At 45.9% G+C, this 15,660-nt stretch carries 17 protein-coding genes and 1 pseudogene; 9 read left to right on the forward strand and 9 right to left on the reverse strand.

Translation table 11 applies throughout. From position 1 onward, the window contains the following. The first annotated feature begins 289 nt into the window (after positions 1 to 289). Together AC3A14_RS01690 and AC3A14_RS01695 are read left to right on the forward strand one after the other, a co-directional pair. A complete protein-coding gene (locus AC3A14_RS01690) occupies positions 290 to 1,285 on the forward strand; it encodes an RNA polymerase sigma factor, RpoD/SigA family (RefSeq protein WP_413039099.1) in 996 nt (331 codons plus the stop codon). 127 nt (positions 1,286 to 1,412) lie between these two features. After that, positions 1,413 to 1,946, forward strand: coding sequence for a hypothetical protein (locus tag AC3A14_RS01695; RefSeq protein WP_318731739.1), 534 nt, complete (start codon positions 1,413 to 1,415; stop codon positions 1,944 to 1,946). Positions 1,947 to 1,949: 3 nt separating this feature from the next. Here the strand turns inward: AC3A14_RS01695 and AC3A14_RS01700 are convergent, their stop codons facing one another. Together AC3A14_RS01700 and AC3A14_RS01705 are read right to left on the reverse strand one after the other, a co-directional pair. Beyond that, positions 1,950 to 2,510: an ExbD/TolR family protein gene (locus AC3A14_RS01700; RefSeq protein WP_318731738.1), complete on the reverse strand. Its 561-nt coding sequence runs from the start codon at positions 2,508 to 2,510 to the stop codon at positions 1,950 to 1,952. A 50-nt stretch (positions 2,511 to 2,560) separates the two neighbouring features. Continuing rightward, positions 2,561 to 2,971, reverse strand: coding sequence for an ArsR/SmtB family transcription factor (locus AC3A14_RS01705; protein WP_318698348.1), 411 nt, complete (start codon positions 2,969 to 2,971; stop codon positions 2,561 to 2,563). 143 nt (positions 2,972 to 3,114) lie between these two features. On the opposite strand from AC3A14_RS01705, the gene AC3A14_RS01710 reads away from it, so the two are divergent. Further along, a complete protein-coding gene (locus AC3A14_RS01710; protein ID WP_318731737.1) occupies positions 3,115 to 3,282 on the forward strand; it encodes a metallothionein in 168 nt (55 codons plus the stop codon). 70 nt (positions 3,283 to 3,352) lie between these two features. Here the strand turns inward: AC3A14_RS01710 and AC3A14_RS01715 are convergent, their stop codons facing one another. Then, positions 3,353 to 4,054 carry a MotA/TolQ/ExbB proton channel family protein gene (locus tag AC3A14_RS01715; protein WP_318731736.1) on the reverse strand — a complete coding sequence of 234 codons (702 nt, stop codon included), beginning with the start codon at positions 4,052 to 4,054 and terminating at the stop codon, positions 3,353 to 3,355. A gap of 184 nt (positions 4,055 to 4,238) precedes the next feature. On the opposite strand from AC3A14_RS01715, the gene AC3A14_RS01720 reads away from it, so the two are divergent. Next, on the forward strand, positions 4,239 to 4,541 hold the full coding sequence (locus AC3A14_RS01720) for a YkvA family protein (protein WP_318731735.1): 303 nt from the start codon (positions 4,239 to 4,241) through the stop codon (positions 4,539 to 4,541). Between the two features lie 57 nt (positions 4,542 to 4,598). Here AC3A14_RS01720 and AC3A14_RS01725 read toward each other — a convergent pair whose 3' ends face one another. Next, on the reverse strand, positions 4,599 to 6,674 hold the full coding sequence (locus tag AC3A14_RS01725; RefSeq protein WP_318731734.1) for a hypothetical protein: 2,076 nt from the start codon (positions 6,672 to 6,674) through the stop codon (positions 4,599 to 4,601). Between the two features lie 242 nt (positions 6,675 to 6,916). Then, the gene (hslO, locus tag AC3A14_RS01730) at positions 6,917 to 7,819 is read right to left on the reverse strand and encodes an Hsp33 family molecular chaperone HslO (RefSeq protein ID WP_318697911.1); all 903 of its coding nucleotides are present in this window, start codon (positions 7,817 to 7,819) and stop codon (positions 6,917 to 6,919) included. Positions 7,820 to 7,938: 119 nt separating this feature from the next. On the opposite strand from hslO, the gene AC3A14_RS01735 reads away from it, so the two are divergent. Continuing rightward, on the forward strand, positions 7,939 to 8,328 hold the full coding sequence (locus AC3A14_RS01735; RefSeq protein ID WP_318731733.1) for a hypothetical protein: 390 nt from the start codon (positions 7,939 to 7,941) through the stop codon (positions 8,326 to 8,328). A gap of 154 nt (positions 8,329 to 8,482) precedes the next feature. Continuing rightward, positions 8,483 to 9,721, forward strand: a complete 1,239-nt coding sequence (locus tag AC3A14_RS01740) for a molybdopterin molybdotransferase MoeA (protein WP_318731732.1) — start codon at positions 8,483 to 8,485, stop codon at positions 9,719 to 9,721. Here AC3A14_RS01740 and AC3A14_RS01745 read toward each other — a convergent pair. Both AC3A14_RS01745 and AC3A14_RS01750 read right to left on the reverse strand, forming a co-directional pair. Beyond that, positions 9,718 to 10,208 (reverse strand): annotated as a pseudogene (locus AC3A14_RS01745) (DUF29 domain-containing protein). The gene AC3A14_RS01740 and the pseudogene AC3A14_RS01745 overlap by 4 nt on opposite strands. A 149-nt stretch (positions 10,209 to 10,357) precedes the next feature. Continuing rightward, complete coding sequence (locus AC3A14_RS01750; protein WP_318697908.1) at positions 10,358 to 10,546, reverse strand: hypothetical protein; 189 nt, start codon at positions 10,544 to 10,546, stop codon at positions 10,358 to 10,360. Between the two features lie 413 nt (positions 10,547 to 10,959). Between AC3A14_RS01750 and AC3A14_RS01755 the strand changes: the two genes are divergently transcribed. The 3 genes from AC3A14_RS01755 (at position 10,960) to AC3A14_RS01765 (ending at position 14,153) form a co-directional block, all read left to right on the forward strand. Further along, positions 10,960 to 11,283 carry a hypothetical protein gene (locus AC3A14_RS01755; RefSeq protein ID WP_318697907.1) on the forward strand — a complete coding sequence of 108 codons (324 nt, stop codon included), beginning with the start codon at positions 10,960 to 10,962 and terminating at the stop codon, positions 11,281 to 11,283. A gap of 62 nt (positions 11,284 to 11,345) precedes the next feature. Then, complete coding sequence (locus AC3A14_RS01760) at positions 11,346 to 12,065, forward strand: DUF1997 domain-containing protein (RefSeq protein ID WP_318697906.1); 720 nt, start codon at positions 11,346 to 11,348, stop codon at positions 12,063 to 12,065. Between the two features lie 177 nt (positions 12,066 to 12,242). Then, positions 12,243 to 14,153, forward strand: a complete 1,911-nt coding sequence (locus AC3A14_RS01765) for a serine/threonine-protein kinase (RefSeq protein ID WP_318697918.1) — start codon at positions 12,243 to 12,245, stop codon at positions 14,151 to 14,153. A 10-nt stretch (positions 14,154 to 14,163) separates the two neighbouring features. Here AC3A14_RS01765 and AC3A14_RS01770 read toward each other — a convergent pair whose 3' ends face one another. Continuing rightward, the gene (locus AC3A14_RS01770) at positions 14,164 to 14,811 is read right to left on the reverse strand and encodes a response regulator transcription factor (RefSeq protein ID WP_318720108.1); all 648 of its coding nucleotides are present in this window, start codon (positions 14,809 to 14,811) and stop codon (positions 14,164 to 14,166) included. Between the two features lie 13 nt (positions 14,812 to 14,824). Next, positions 14,825 to 15,616, reverse strand: coding sequence for an exodeoxyribonuclease III (gene xth / locus AC3A14_RS01775; RefSeq protein WP_318697904.1), 792 nt, complete (start codon positions 15,614 to 15,616; stop codon positions 14,825 to 14,827). Between the last annotated feature and the right edge of the window lie 44 nt (positions 15,617 to 15,660).

The raw sequence follows: 15,660 nt of genomic DNA on the forward strand, positions 1-15,660 counted from the left end.
GGTTTAACTTACTCTTAGAAATGAAGCAAGTTAGACAACAACCGGGAATTCACCCCATCCTTGAAAGATAAGTTACACGTTAGGGAATCTCCTAACGGAACCAGGGGTCAGAAGGTCGCTGAACTGATTGCTCCAGTCCAAGTTGTCAAGTTTTGGCGACGGATCGGGAACCCTAGGAATAGATATCCCCAATACAGATGTCCGGGAAACGTCTACGAAATTGAGTAGACGGTTTTTAAGCTCTCAAGTTTTCAGTATTAACCCCGATCATCACAACGACCTAATCCTAATGCCTAAAACCATGACCAAGACGCAAACCAACACCCAAACGAAGCTCCCCACCTATAAGGCAGATATGGTAAGGACATACCTGCATGAAATCGGTCGTATTCCTCTGTTAAGCCATGAGCAAGAGATTGTATTGGGTAAACAGGTTCAACAGATGATGCGGTTGATGAATGTTAAAGAGCAGCAAGAAGACCAACTCGATCGCCCCATCAGTGACGAGGAATGGGCTGATTTGGTGCAGCTCGATTCTCAAGAGTTGGATCGGATGGTCAAGCAAGGTCAACGAGCCAAACAAAAAATGATTGAAGCGAACTTGCGTCTGGTGGTGGCGATCGCCAAAAAATACCAGAAACGGAATATGGAGTTTCTGGATTTAATCCAAGAAGGAACCCTGGGACTCGAACGGGGAGTGGAAAAATTTGACCCCATGAGGGGCTATAAATTCTCTACTTACGCCTATTGGTGGATTCGTCAAGCCATTACGCGGGCGATCGCCCAACAAGGGCGAACCATTCGCCTACCGATCCACATCACGGAGAAACTCAACAAAATCAAAAAAATTCAACGAGAACTCTCCCAACAGTTTGGTCGCAGTGCGACTCCTACGGAAATCGGCCAAGCCTTAGACCTGAAACCGGCTCAAATCCGTGAATACCTCACCCTCTCCCGTCAACCCATCTCCCTAGATCTACGGGTGGGAGATAACCAAGATACGGAACTCCAAGAACTCTTGGAAGACGATGGTATTTCTCCGGAACACTATGCCACTCAAGAACTCCTGCGCCAAGACTTGCATCATCTGATCGCTGACCTCACACCTCAACAACAAGAGGTGTTGAACTTACGGTTTGGACTCACGGATGGTCATGAGTTATCTCTCTCTCAAGTCGGTCAGCGCATGAGTTTAAGTCGCGAGCGAGTCCGCCAACTGGAACGACAAGCCTTAACCTACTTACGTCGCCATCGGGGTCTGGTTCGTGAGTATTTAGCCAGCTAAGGGTTGGTTGTGTTGTCTCCAAAATCGAAGAAGCACCTGGCTTGAATGCCAAGAGATCCCACAGGTGCTTCTAACAGAATAAAAAATGCTGATTTATAAAATCGATTTTTCTGAGGAGGAAACTAGGGTGCTTGAATTTTTATCATCTCAGATGCAACGCTTAACTTCAACGTTGGTAAACTCTTCATCGGTGCTAACGCCTCTGATCGTTACCCTCATGGTCTCCTTGGGAAATGGCGCTCCGGCCTTGGCTCAAAATACGTCTAGCTCTCCTGAAAGTTCCCAGGCTGAAGCGATCGCTCAGTTTCCAGATGGGGTTTATTTTTATGGAGAATCTCCTCAACTGGATCAATTAGGTCAAGCCTATATGGTGTTTGAAACTCGTCAGCAGCAGCTTTTGGGCGCTTTTTATCTTCCCCATTCTTCCTTTGATTGTTTCTATGGACAGGTTGTCCAAAACCAACTCACTTTGACGGTGATTGATAGTTACGATCGCACTGCTCATGCTTATGCAATGGCTTTGGAACCTGTGGCGATCGCCTCTAGTCCAGGCTCTCCAAACCTCCAGTTTGAGCCAGAAGGCTTTCATCGAATTTCACCATTGAGGGATGCCGAGCGTGGGTATCTAGAAACTTGTCGCCAAGATTTAGGAAATAATTAACCCTTATTCCTGGGTTTCTGAAGTCTCTGGTGCTTCAGGTGCTTCAGGTACGGTCGTTGTCGGCTCTGGTGCAGGAACTGGAGTCGGTAAAGGCGTTAAACCGGGAATCCCTAAATCCAGATTCGGAGGTTCTGCTGGGGTAACTTCCGAGGCGTTCACCCCTGTGGGAAGCGTTGCCAATGCCACGCGATCGCCGCCCACAGACCGCATTAAATCTAAAATTTGGACAACATCTTCATAAAGAGCTGTTTTTGAGGCATACAGTACCATTAATCCCTGTGCATTCTGAATCTGATAGGCGAGTAAGCGCTGTCGCAATTGATCCCTGGGGACTAATTCCTGTTCAATATAGGTTTGACCCACCGTATCCACACTAACAATTAACATATCCTGCATTTGGGTGGTTCCGGTCTTGGCACTCGGCAAATCCACGGTAATCGCTTGCTGGCGGGTCAACCCCACGGCCGCTAAGATGAAAAAGGTCAAAATGCAGAAAATAACGTCAATGAGGGGAATAACTTCGATCCGCGCCTCTTCTGTTGGATTATCCCAGTTGATTTTCATGGTTTAGTATTATAGAGTTTTGAATCCTCTGGCTGCCATACACCACAACCCTATTCCCTACTTTCGTCCAGGTGTTCGGCAACGGTGTGATAGAGATCGAGGATATGGCGATCGTCTAGATAATAATAGACTTTTCGTCCCCGTTTTTGGTAACGGACAAGCCGGTGAGCGCGGAGGGTTCGCAGTTGATGGGAAACAGCAGATTCCGTTAACTCTAGGGTCGTGGCTAAATCGCACACGCACAATTCTTCCGTAGCTAATAAGGATAGGATTCTTAAGCGATTGGGGTCTCCGAGAATACTAAAGAATTCTGCCATTCTTTGAGCTTTCCGAGGATGCAGAAGATGAGACTCTAGATCTTGGCGGTGTTCTGTATCTAATTCCTGGTGGGGCGAGCAGTGAGGGGAGTCACCCGTTTTTAGGGAGGCAATGGACTGGGAGAGGTCAGGTTGGGATGGCATAGAGGGAGTAATGAAGTAATGAGTAAGTGAATAGACTATTCTTTGGCTCCTTATTCAAATTTAACAATCTCTGAACAAGTTTTCAAGATTTATGTGCTAATATATGAATGTCTATTCAGATATTCAGTAAAGGAGACAATCTGATGGTAACTGTGACCCAAATGAAATGTGCTTGTGAGTCTTGCCTGTGTGTTGTTGATGTGGAAACTGGGGTACAGAACAATGGCCAGGTTTATTGCAGTGAGGCTTGCGCCAATGGCCATCCTGACGGTTCAGGCTGCGGACATCACGGATGTGGGTGCAACAAATAAGTTGGATTGAAACCCAAAAAAGTCCGGGAAGATCTCACTTTCTTAATGAAGAGGGAGATCTCCCTCTTCATTAAGGAGCATCGGAACCATCCGCTTTCACGGAATCTTTGCGTAATGTGCGGGGAGTTTTTTCTAGATAATCGCTTTCCTCATCCGACCAATGTTGACGATACAATAGCTCTAGCTCACTTCCAGCGCGGCGAAAGAGCTTCACTTGCATAAAAATCAAGCCTTGAAATAAGCGATAAAAGGCAACAGCAGTAATTGCAATGACCAAACCCACAGCAGTACTAATTAAAGCTTCCCCAATCCCCAAGGTTACCCCACGGGTAGAAGACGTAGCTAAATCGCCAATACTAATAGAGCCTAAGGAATTAATTAATCCCAACACCGTTCCCAAGAGTCCCAACATAGGAGAGAGGGAAATAACTGCCTCTAGGATTTTATCTCCTCGGCGCATGGCAGCCAATTCATCATCGGCTGCTGCTTCCAAGGCTAACCGAAAGACCTCCGGATCGGGATTTCTCAGCCGTAAAGGAGCATAAAGAAATCGACCCACAGGTTGATCGCTAGTGCGTCGGGCAATTTCCGGTGCAGTTCTCCAGTCTTCCCGTGCAGCTTCGAGAATTTGCACAATCAATTCTTTTTCCTTGGTTAAGACCGTCCACCAAAACCATAACCGTTCAATAATAGTACTGAGGGCAAGTACGGATAAGAACAGTAATGGGCCAATGGTTAACCCCCCCTTCTCTAAAATTTCTGCGATCGTCATAGTTATCTGGTTTTCTGTGCCTAAACGCTGGGTAATGGATCGGTGTTCTTCGATTGTCTTACATTTTAGGATGTTCGGAGTTTATTATCAGGTTTTCCCTTGCAGTCGAGCTAGGTGGGGAAATCCTTACCCGCATTTTAGATAAGAGTTTGCCACAATGGAGGCAATGAGAGAAAGAGATTCTATGAGTAACCCAATTCAATCCCTGTACACCTGGTATCGGAATATGATTCGTAATCCCCAGTATCGCTGGTGGATTATTTTGGGGACGTTAGTTTATATTTTTAGCCCCCTAGATATTTCCCCGGATATACTTCCGATCGCTGGTCAAATTGATGATGTGGCAGTCATGGTCATTTTGCTTTCGGAGGTCTCCCAACTAATTTTAGACCGAGTGAAAGCACAACAGCCATCAACGCCCACCTCCCCCAGTAGTGAAACGACTTCCAAAAACACAGTTGATGTGGATGCCGTTTCCCTAGATTAGGCAGGGAGTCGAGAGACATAGAGACGCGGGGACGTGGAAATGGCCTATTATTCCTTGTTACTTGGGATTAGAAATCGGTAACACCTCCAAACCCGGTACTGGAGTAACAGACTCTGGTACATCAAGTACCGGAGGAGCCGGTTCTGGGGTATAAACGGGAGGAGCTAGACGCGCTTCCCAAGACCTAAGTTGGGATTGAGCGCTGGAATAGAGACTATGGCTAGGGGGAATTTTAACGGCAATGGCGATCGCCCCTGGCAGATCGTAACTGGATCGCGCTTGTGCTAAACTCAGCAATTCTTGCCCCCAACGATTGATTTCCTGTTCAGCACTCGAACGTAAAGGATGTTCCCAAGGGATTTGTTCAGCTCGATTGATAGCTGCAACTAAATCTTCTGGCGAACCCTTAGCCGCTATTTGTTGAGCCGTTTGTAGATTATCCTGTCCCCTCATTTCCCATCGCCAATCCTCAATTAAACCATTAGCTTCATCAGAAAGAGCGCGACCGGGAGAAATTTGGCTGGCTGAGGCGATCGCCCCGCTTAGATCGCCCAAATTGGCATAATTTCGCGCTTGATCCAGATACGGTCTATCTTCCAGACGCTCTAACTGATCCGCCCACAGACGAATTTTCTCCTGAGCTTGGGGATACAACGCCCGTCCAGAGCCAATCCGTCGGGCCTCATTAATGGCAGATTGTAAAGAGAGAGCATCACCCGCAAAGGCCAAACTTTGGGCATTATTTAAATAGGGCCGATCTTCAATCCGCTCCACTTGGTCTTGCCAACGGTCAACTTTCTCTTGGGCTTGAGTATAGAGAGTGCGACCGGGACTAATCATACTCGCTTCCTGAATAGCCGATCGCAAATCCTCCAGGGTTCCGCCTATGGCCAAAGATTCAGCCCGATTCAAATACGGCCGATCTTCAATCGTTTGGATTTCAGTATTCCAGGTATTCAGCAAAGTTGAGGCTTCCTGATAGCGGGGATTATTGCTAGAGATTAAGGACACTTCTGCCACCGCTTTGGCCAAATCATCCACCCCACCACCACGAGCCATATTACGAGCTTTTTCCAATCGAGCCACATCTTCAATTTCCCGTTCCCATCGAGAAATTAGATTTTGAGCTTTGCCATAGAGAGGTCGTTTAATATCAATCTGTTTCGCTTGAGTAATCCCTTTTTCTAATCCTGAAACGGTATTACTCCAGGTAGATTGATGAGCCTTAGCCAAAACCGTAAAATCTTCCACCTGTTTCTCCATTTGGGCAGTAGCCGGAATTCTTTGTACAATAGAGATCGCGCCTTGGGCATCTTGCTCCTCTAACTGCTCTTCAGCCACCTCCATCATCTGGCCCCCCACTTTACGGATCAGATTTTGAGCCTCTCCATACAAATAACTCGACTTCTCAACCTTTTCCATTAACTCAATCGCCTTGAGCAAATCCTCCACCGTTCCTAACTCTGCCAAATCTTCTGCCTCGGCCAACGTTTTACCATCTTGACGAGACATTTGGATCAATTGCGTCAATTCTTGATAGCGGTTTTCTGACCAATAAACATTATCGATCTTGAGCAATTGTGTCGCTTGGCGGAAGGCCTGAGTCCATTGCCGTTTGCGGATTAAATTTTCTGTTTCTGCATAAATCTCTTCCGCCTTATCCCACATTCCCCGCCAGCGTTGCAGCCGATTATTGACCAAATCGGCTGCTGTGGTATCACTGGGAATATTTTGCGCTGTAGCGATCGCCTCTTGCAACTTACCTTGTTCAAACAGCATATCCCCCAAAACCAGCATATTTTCTGCCCAATCCTCAATCGATTGATTAATCCGAGGTCGTAAGGGATGATTCATCGGCAACGCATTGACAATTTCAATCGCCTCTAAATACCCTTCTCCTGTCTGCTCTTGAGCTGCTAATTCTGCACAATGCAACCGTAGAGAAGCGGAAGCCGTTGCCCATTGAACCTGGTCACAGTTGGGTAACTTCGGCAGTTTTACCAAAGTCAACATACTTAAAAAACCTAAACCTCCTGGCACAAGAACGATCAGGGCAATCCAGAATAACCAGGATTGAGGGCCGATATTCTGAACCTTGAAATTGGGGTCGGGGGTATGGGATGGAGAATTCATAGGGCCAGTTTGGGAAACTTGCTATATTATGGGGGCAATGCAGGCGATCGCCAATCAACAAAGCAAAAATAGCGCTTTGAGCTAGGCAAAAGGCAAAAGGTAAAAGATTATCGGGCTAGGTTTGAGACTTGAAGAAAAGTCCTAAGAACCTTGGCGGTTCCGATAATTGGTCTTCTTATCCTACCGTTGTCGTTCAGAAACGCCAACCGATCGAGCCTGAATAAAACTTCGGGTTGGCTTCTCTAAGAACCGGTATTACTTTGTAAATCTTCAATCAATTCTGCCAACTGATCGGAATTAATGTGATAGACTTCCTGACAAAATTCACAAGTGGCTTCTGCACCCTCATCTTTTTCGATCATATCTTGTAGTTCTTCCTGTCCTAGTAACTTCAACGCTCCTAAGACCCGATTCACCGAACAGGGACAATAAAACTGCACCATCTGAGTTTCTGGAAAAATGTGCAGATCGAAATCCCCCAACAAATCCTGAAAAATTTCTGGCAGCGTTTTATGGGCCCGGAGCAGAGGAGTAAACCCAGATAACTGAGATACACGAGATTCTAAAGCACTCACCAGCTCTTCGTCTTCGGCTGCTTTCGGCAAAACTTGCAGCAAAAGTCCCCCAGCCGCTTGTACTCCATCGGCATCTACAAAGACCCCTAGGATGAGAGCCGAAGGAGTTTGTTCAGAAGTGGCCAGATAATGGGTTAAATCCTCACCAATTTCTCCAGAGACTAATTCTACGGTGGTGGAATAGGGATAACCATAGCCCACATCTCGCACCACATATAAATAGCCTTCCCTACCGACTGCTCCTCCAACATCCAGTTTTCCTTTCTCATTGGGGGGTAGCTCGACACTGGGATGGTGGACGTAACCGCGCACCGTACCATCTAAACCCGCATCGACTAAAATCGAACCTAAAGGACCATTCCCATTCACCTTAATCGTTACTCTCGATCCCGGTCTTTTCATGCTAGAGGCAAATAATAATCCTCCCGCCATGGTGCGTCCGAGCGCTGCTGTCGCCACATAGGACAGGTTATGTCGTTGACGAGCCTCATCCGTGAGGCGAGTAGTAATTACGCCCACTGCTCGAATACCACCCTCGGCTGCCGTTGCCCGAATTAACTGGTCTACCATAAAACCCCTTACATTTCTTTACACTTTCCTTATTCTAAACAGGGAAGTGAACTTTACATCAGTGACAAATCTCTCTGGCATACTGGAGAAGGGAACTCTTGCAATTGAGATTGATAGGTATGTTTGGGACATTTCAATCGAGTCAGTTACGGATAGAAGTTGAGGCTTCTGAAGCTAAGATTCGTCAGAGTCTGTTGTATCCCGATCGCCTGCGTCAGTGGTTATGGCCGCAAACGTTATCGGAGGGGTTACCAGAACTATTGAGTGCTGGAGTTACGTTTACGAGTAGGATAGGGCCGGTGGCAATCGCCCATCAAGTTGACTTGGCTGGCGATCGGCACTTACGCTTACTCCTAAGTCATGGCATTGACGGCTTCCATGAATGGATGTGGGGCGACGGATGGATACAGTCCCGACTTGAAGGAGTGACTTTACTACCGCTCAACTTAGGTCAAACCCTCAGTTTACTCCGACTCAAACAATTTTTAACCCAACCTGATGAATCCTGATATCTGCCAAAGAGGTTCATCACAATCCCGAACAAGAGGTGATTGTACAATTGATTGTCCTTGGTTTTCACGACCCAAATGCACGGAAATTTACAAAATTTGCCGTTAATTAACAACTCTCTATTCCCTATTCCCTATTCCCTATTCCCTAACCATGCTACCTGTTGCCGAAGCTGAACGCTTAATTCTCGATCGCATTTATCCCCTCAACCCCGAAACTGAGTCTCAAATGGTCACCCTGGATAAAGCCAGGGGGCGCGTACTGTCTCGTCCAGTCACCAGTAGTCTCGATTTTCCCCATTGGGACAACTCAGCCATGGATGGCTACGCTGTTCGCTATCTGGATGTGCGCGAGTGTTCCCCAGAAAATCCGGCAGTTCTGGAAGTTGTGGGAGAAGTGCCGGCCGGTACAGTGCCTGATTTCACTCTACAGCGAGGACAAGCCGTCCGCATTTTTACGGGAGCGATGATTCCCAATGGTGCAGATACCATCGTCATGCAGGAAAACACTCAGCTACAGAACCAAAAAGTGTCGGTTTTGAGGGCTACTAAATCCGGAGAATTTATCCGCAAACAAGGGAGCTTTTATCAAGCGGGTAATATCTTGCTGCAATCAGGAATGCTCGTCAATATGCCCGAAGTTGCCATTTTAGCGGCTGCCCAATGTAACCAAGTTAGCGTTTATCGTCGTCTGAGAGTTGCAATTTTTGCTACAGGAAATGAATTGGTTCCTTGCGATCGCCCCTTAGCACCCGGTCAAATTGTAGACTCTAATCAGTATGCTCTTGCTGCCGGGATTGCCCAAATGGGAGGCATTCCGCATTGTTTTGGCATTATTCCCGATGACCCAGAGGCGACTCAAAAAGCGATTTCTGGAGCCTTATCCATGGTGGATGTAATCATTTCTTCCGGGGGAGTTTCTGTCGGAGAATATGATTATATTGACCGAATTTTGAAAGAATTAGGCGCAACGCTCCATGTGACAAAAGTAAAGATAAAACCCGGTAAACCCTTAACCTTTGCCACATTTATCGAAAGCTCAATTCCCAGTTGTTTATATTATTTTGGTTTACCGGGAAATCCAGTTTCGGCATTAGTTTGCTTTTGGAGATTTGTACAACCGGCTCTGAAAAAGCTATCCGGTTATAGCCGTGGATGGCAACCGAAATTTGTCCTAGCCCAAAATCGCTGCTTATTACGTGGAGGCCCCAGAGAAACCTATGTTTGGGGAAATTTAGCTTATACTCCCCAAGGCTGTGAGTTCGATTTAGCTCCAGGTTTGCAAATTTCCGCTAATTTAATTAATTTAGCTGGAACCACCGGGTTTGCTGTAATTCCCGCAGGAAAAGATCGGATTCATCCAGGAGAATGGGTGCAAGTTTTAACAATTTAGGACTCAAAACTGGAGTGGTCTGCGGCTTGATTTTCCGGCCAATAGTTGATATCTAGGGTTTCGGTTATGGAAAACAGACACAGTTCTGGAAAATCATCCCTGTTGATTCCGGTTTCAATCGCAGCTCGCTGGCGTGCTTTTGCATAACAATCCTCAAAAATTTGGTTAAAATATTTTTTAGGCTGGGGCTATCTCGAAAGGCTTTATGAATGCGATCGCGATGTTCGTAAATGGTATAGCCCCAGCTATTGGTCTGTTTTTCAGTTTGATATTGGTATTTGAGTACGTGCATCAGCAGGATTTCCAGGTTACTCTCGATCTCCCATTTCTCACTTTTCCCCATATCTTCGAGTTCTTCTGCTAGATGCTCTAGATCGATGCGATCGAGTTGGCGATCTCGTAACAACTGTGATGTAGTTTCTAGCCACAGGTAATAGTTGCGATTGTAGAGATCGGGGAGGAGAGAGCGATCTCTTAAGGCTTCCATAACCCTTGTACTGTTGCATTTTCTGCTACTCTAGCATAGTCCGAGGCTGATGAAATCATTATCGAGTCCTCCCCAGATGTTACAGCGCAAAGCGCTGTTATGAAACACAAGCTTGAATCCTCTCTCTCCATGTACCACAACCCTATTCCCTATTCCCCAGCGCAAAGCGCTGTATCTGCACCGATTCCGCCTAAAATGACATCGTTTCCTTGGTGTCCATAGAGTTCATCACTGCCTGCATTACTAGCAATAATATTTGCCCCCGCTAGTCCCCAAACAATATCATTTTCCTGGGTTTCAACGATTATGTCATTTTCTTGTGTCCCGAAGCGAATCATCAGTCTAGTCTCTCGATCGGTAGATGTTTAGCCCTTGCAGTGCGGGAGTTAGAGGAGAAAAAGAGGTGAAATCAGATGGATTCTGATTTCAGTTCCTCTTGCATTTATGTCTTCGTGTCTCCATACTAACTTATCTATTTTAGCTAACAAAAACTGTTTTGAAGATTAAAAGAAATTAATGATTTATTGTGTGTTTTTTGGGCAATTTACTAACAATATCAGATTGAAGGGCAAAAACTGACTCAGTTTGACTCATTTTTTGCAAGTGGATCGATTGCCAGTTGCCTCCTACCCCGAAAATGTAAATTTATGTAACAATTTCGCTCAAAGTGCATAAAAATTGAGCTTAAAAACTGAGAACCCTATAGAGAGGTCATGCACTTCTCTAGTTGTTGCAATCGCAAGATAGGGTTATGGCAGATACACTCACAGCCTCCAAAGCCGGACTAGACAACGTTTATAGAGCTATTCGCCAAAAAGGATGGACAAAAACTCAAACCGCTCTCTGGTGGCATGATGCTCAAACATCGCAAGCAACCCTACGCAGGTTTTGGCGTAGGATTCCCATCGATCGACATGCATTTCAAAAGATTTGTCAGGTTGCGGGAGTAGCCTGGGAGAGCGTCACGGAAATTGAATCGTCTTCAAGCTCACCAGAAGAAAACAAGAATAAAGACCTCTTAAGGGATTTGAGCCTCATTGATTGCATGGTGATCCTATTGCTCCTGAGAACCTAACCCTGACGATCTGGTAATACAATGGAATATCTCAATCTGGTTTCTAGGAGGTTTTTCTCGTTTTGACAGATGCTTGTTCTCAAGATTCCGGCTCTGAAAACCACGTTTCCTCTCCCGAACAACCTCAGCGATCGCCCAAATTCGGAGATCGCTTCAAAGCCTTGTCCTCTAAAGTATCTCAGGCAATGGGCTTTGAATGGATGTACTTTCATCTCAACTATGCCGACTGTGTAGAACTCTATGCACCAGAGACTCTAGTTGCTACTTATGTCAACGATCACTCGAGTTGGTTTACTCGGTGTGCCCTACCGATGAAAGCGATCTCTATCGGCGACAATGCCTATGATTTACTCATTGGTCGCTATGGAGCGCTTCAATTTGAAGTTGAAGTTAGAATAGGACTCGAACTGATTCCCTGTGATGAAACAGGAGTTTATCGCATTTGTAGCATTGAACTCCCCAATTATACGCCCCCAGGTTATCAAGTAAACTTCCACGGACAATTTTATCTGGCCGAAATTCCCTGTTGTCCTACCCCAGAATATTTCCAGGAACTGCAAAGCTATCTCATCCTTCCCTCACCTCTACCGGAAGTGATGACACGCTGGGAATGGAGTCTAGATCTAACAGTAGGCGTAAGATTTCCCCAGTTTATCCATCGCTTACCCCAATCTTTGATCCAAACGACTAGCGATCGCCTCCTGCAACAAATTGTCCGCGAAGTTTCTCGCCGTTTGGCGAAAAAAGTACAACAAGACTTTCATAAAACCCTAGCCAATTAGGGAATAGGCAATAGGGAGTAGGGAGTAAAGAATAAGTGATTTCCCGGTGTCTGCAGTGTCTGGAGTGTCTCCCAATCCCCTTATTCCCCCACGCCCCCATTCCCTCACCCCTACCCCAACCTTACCATCCTCTGTCAGAATAGATTAGAAACGCGACTATTGTTTGCTCTTCCGGCTATGGCCTACTGCTTAAACCCCAATTGCAACCACCCCGAAAATCCACAGAATGCAGGGGTTTGTCAAAACTGTGGAAAACCCTTAACAGAGCTGCTTAGGGGTCGATATCGAGTTCTCAAACCCCTGGGACGGGGGGGAATGGGTCGTACCTATCTCGCGGTTGATGAAGACAAACTTCGCAGCTTCTGCGTGATTAAACAATTTTCTCCCCAAATTCAAACGACAGGAGAACGACGGGACAAATCGGTGCAAAAGTCCACGGATTTGTTTTACCAAGAAGCCATGCGGTTGCATGAATTGGGAGAACATCCACAAATTCCCACCCTATTAGCCTATTTTGAACATCAGGAACAGTTGTATTTAGTTCAACAGCTTATTCGTGGCCCCACCCTATGGCAAGAGTTAAGGCATCAAGGGGCATTTAGTGAGAAGCAAATCTGGGATATTCTCGAACAATTATTACCGGTTTTAGGGTATATACACGGCTATAAAGTGGTGCATCGGGATATTAAACCCACGAATATTATTCGCCGTAAACAAGACAAAGCACTGGTGTTAATTGATTTTGGCATTGCCAAACAGTTAACGGCCACTGGAATGGCCAGAGTCGGTACAAAAATTGGGACAGAAGGGTATGCTCCTATAGAACAAATCCGCAGTGGTCGCGCCTATCCGGCCAGTGATTTGTATAGTTTGGGGGTGACTTGTATTCATTTGCTGACGGGGTTATCGCCTGATGAATTATTCGATCCGTTAACGGGGAATTGGCTATGGCGAGAAACACTCAAAGAACAAGAGATTGTAATTAGCGATCGCCTGGGACAAATTTTAGATAAACTGCTCAAAGATATTGTCAGCGATCGCTATCAGTCAGCCCAAGCTGTGATTGCCGATATGAACCCTGTGCCGAGTCCCCCCAATGTGATTGTACCGGAAGGGTATTTAATCTCTCCTCCTGCAGTTCAAGATTGGCATTGTGTCCATACCCTCCATCACCATAGTGGTAAAATTCAGGATTTAGCTATCCATCCCCAAGGCAATCTTTTAGCCAGTTCCAGTGAAGATAAAACCCTCTGTTTGTGGCGGATGAGCGGGCAAAAATTAGAGAAGGTTTCTCTGCTGTCTACCTTAACGGGTCATGAGGCTTCTGTGGGAGCTGTTGCTATCCATCCTGAAGGGGAATTATTAGTCAGTGGGAGTCATGATAAGCGGATTTTATTTTGGCGTTTACCAGAGTCTATTGATAAACAAATTGTTCACACCCAACCAATTTTGGTTTTAAACGATCATCGTGATTGGGTAAATACTCTGGTGTTTAGTCCCAGTGGCAGTTTATTAGCTAGTGGCTCAAACGATAAAACCGTACGAGTGCGACAGTTAGCCGTGACTCCAGATGGCGAATGGGAACAATTACTTTTGTTAACCTTAACCAGTCATACGGATGCCGTAAATGCCTTAGCATTTAGTGCTGATGGTCGCTGGTTAGCCAGTGGAGGAGAAGACCGAGTGGTGAAGGTTTGGAATGTGGAAACGGGAACGCTCCATTTAAATTTACCGCGCCATGCGCAACGGATTAATGCGTTAGCGTTTAGTCCCCGTAATCGGATTTTGGCCAGTGGTAGTGATGATGGTACGATTCGGATTTGGGATTCACTCAAGGGTCATCAAATTCGCACGTTAACTGAACATGGCGATTCTATTTTTGGCTTAGTGTTTAGTCCTGATGGTCAGGTATTGTTGAGTAGTAGTCGCGATCGCACCATCAAAATCTGGGACTTAGAGAACTGGAAGTCCATCTCTACCTTAGACGATCACTCCTGGTGGGTGAGGGCGATCGCCTTAAGCCAAGATGGTTTAACCTTAGTTACCGGTAGTGGTGATGCCACCATTAAAATTTGGCGTTGGATGTGAGGGTTATCCTTCATCCATTACTGCTGGAAAACTTGGTATTGATCAGGATAGCCGCTTGAGTGCGATCGCGGATATTAAGCCGACTCAAAATATTGGCTACATGGTTTTTCACCGTGCGCTCAGAAATATACAAGGTTTTGGCAATTTCCCGATTACTATAACCCGCACCAATGAGCTTCAAAACCTCCTGCTCCCTTGGGGTTAACAGTTGTAACTCTGGTGGTGCAGAATTCACCTCTGGTTCGGGTTGACTGGTAAGCATTTTTTCTAATAATCCTGGCCCCAAATGGGTATAACCTTTATGAACCGATCGAATGGCTTCGGCTAAATCTTCTGAGGGCGTATCCTTTAATAAATAGCCCTTCGCACCGTAAAGCACAGCTTGGGTGACATATTCATCATCATCAAAGGTGGTTAAGACCAAAACTTTAATGTGGGGACACTGCTCTTGCAACGCTTTAGTCGCAGCAACCCCGTCCATAACCGGCATCCGTACATCCATTAAAACGACATCCGGTTGTAAAGATAGGGATCGTTCAACGGCAACTTTGCCATTTTCAGCAGCTCCAATTACGTCTAGATCGGGTTTGGTTTGTAGGAGACTCGATAATCCTTCTCTGACTAAGCTTTGATCGTCTACTAATAATATTTTGATCATAAAAAAATAGGGATTAAAACTCGACAATTACGGGAGTATGATCGCTCGGTTTAGACAAGTGTCGAGGGGCGATATCAATGATACATTTTGAAGCTCGATCGCCTAACGGAGCCGATAAATAGTGATGATCGATACGCCAACCTCGCTGACGCTTAAAGGAATTTTGGCGATAATCCCACCAAGTATATTGACCTTCTTCTTGGTTGAATTTCCGGAAAGCGTCGGCTAATCCTAACTTGAGAATGCGTTGCAAGGCTTCCCTTTCTTTGGCAGTCGTTCCGGTTTTTTGGCTATTGGGAGAAACGTCAAAATGCACATCCCGATCTTCCGGAACAATGTTAAAATCGCCACTAATACACACCCCTTGGGGATGGCGCTTGAGGAGAATATCAAGATAATCTTGTAGAAGCGAGAGCCAATCTAATTTATAGAAATATTTATTACTTTCAAAGTCGCCACCATTGGGCACATAAACTGTGATAATGCGGATATTGTCTAAAACTCCGGTAATTAAACGCTTTTGCTCGTCAAACTCCCCCACCCGATCTGCGCCTAAAATGGGGCTAAAGCCACTGCTGACATCCGAAAGGGGCGATCGCGTAATCAGGGCGACACCATTATAAGCCTTTTGGCCAGAGATATAAACGTGATATCCTGCTTCTTCAAAGGGCGATCGCGGAAATAGATCGTCAATTACCTTAGTTTCCTGCAACCCCAACACATCCACTGGGTTATCTCGCAGCCAATTCAGAACAATATCTAGTCGGGTACGAATCGAGTTAACATTCCAAGTGGCAATTTTCATTCACTGTAGCGCTTCGCGCTGGTAATGGGTAATAGGGGGAGAAG

The organism is Roseofilum sp., assembly GCF_982964205.1.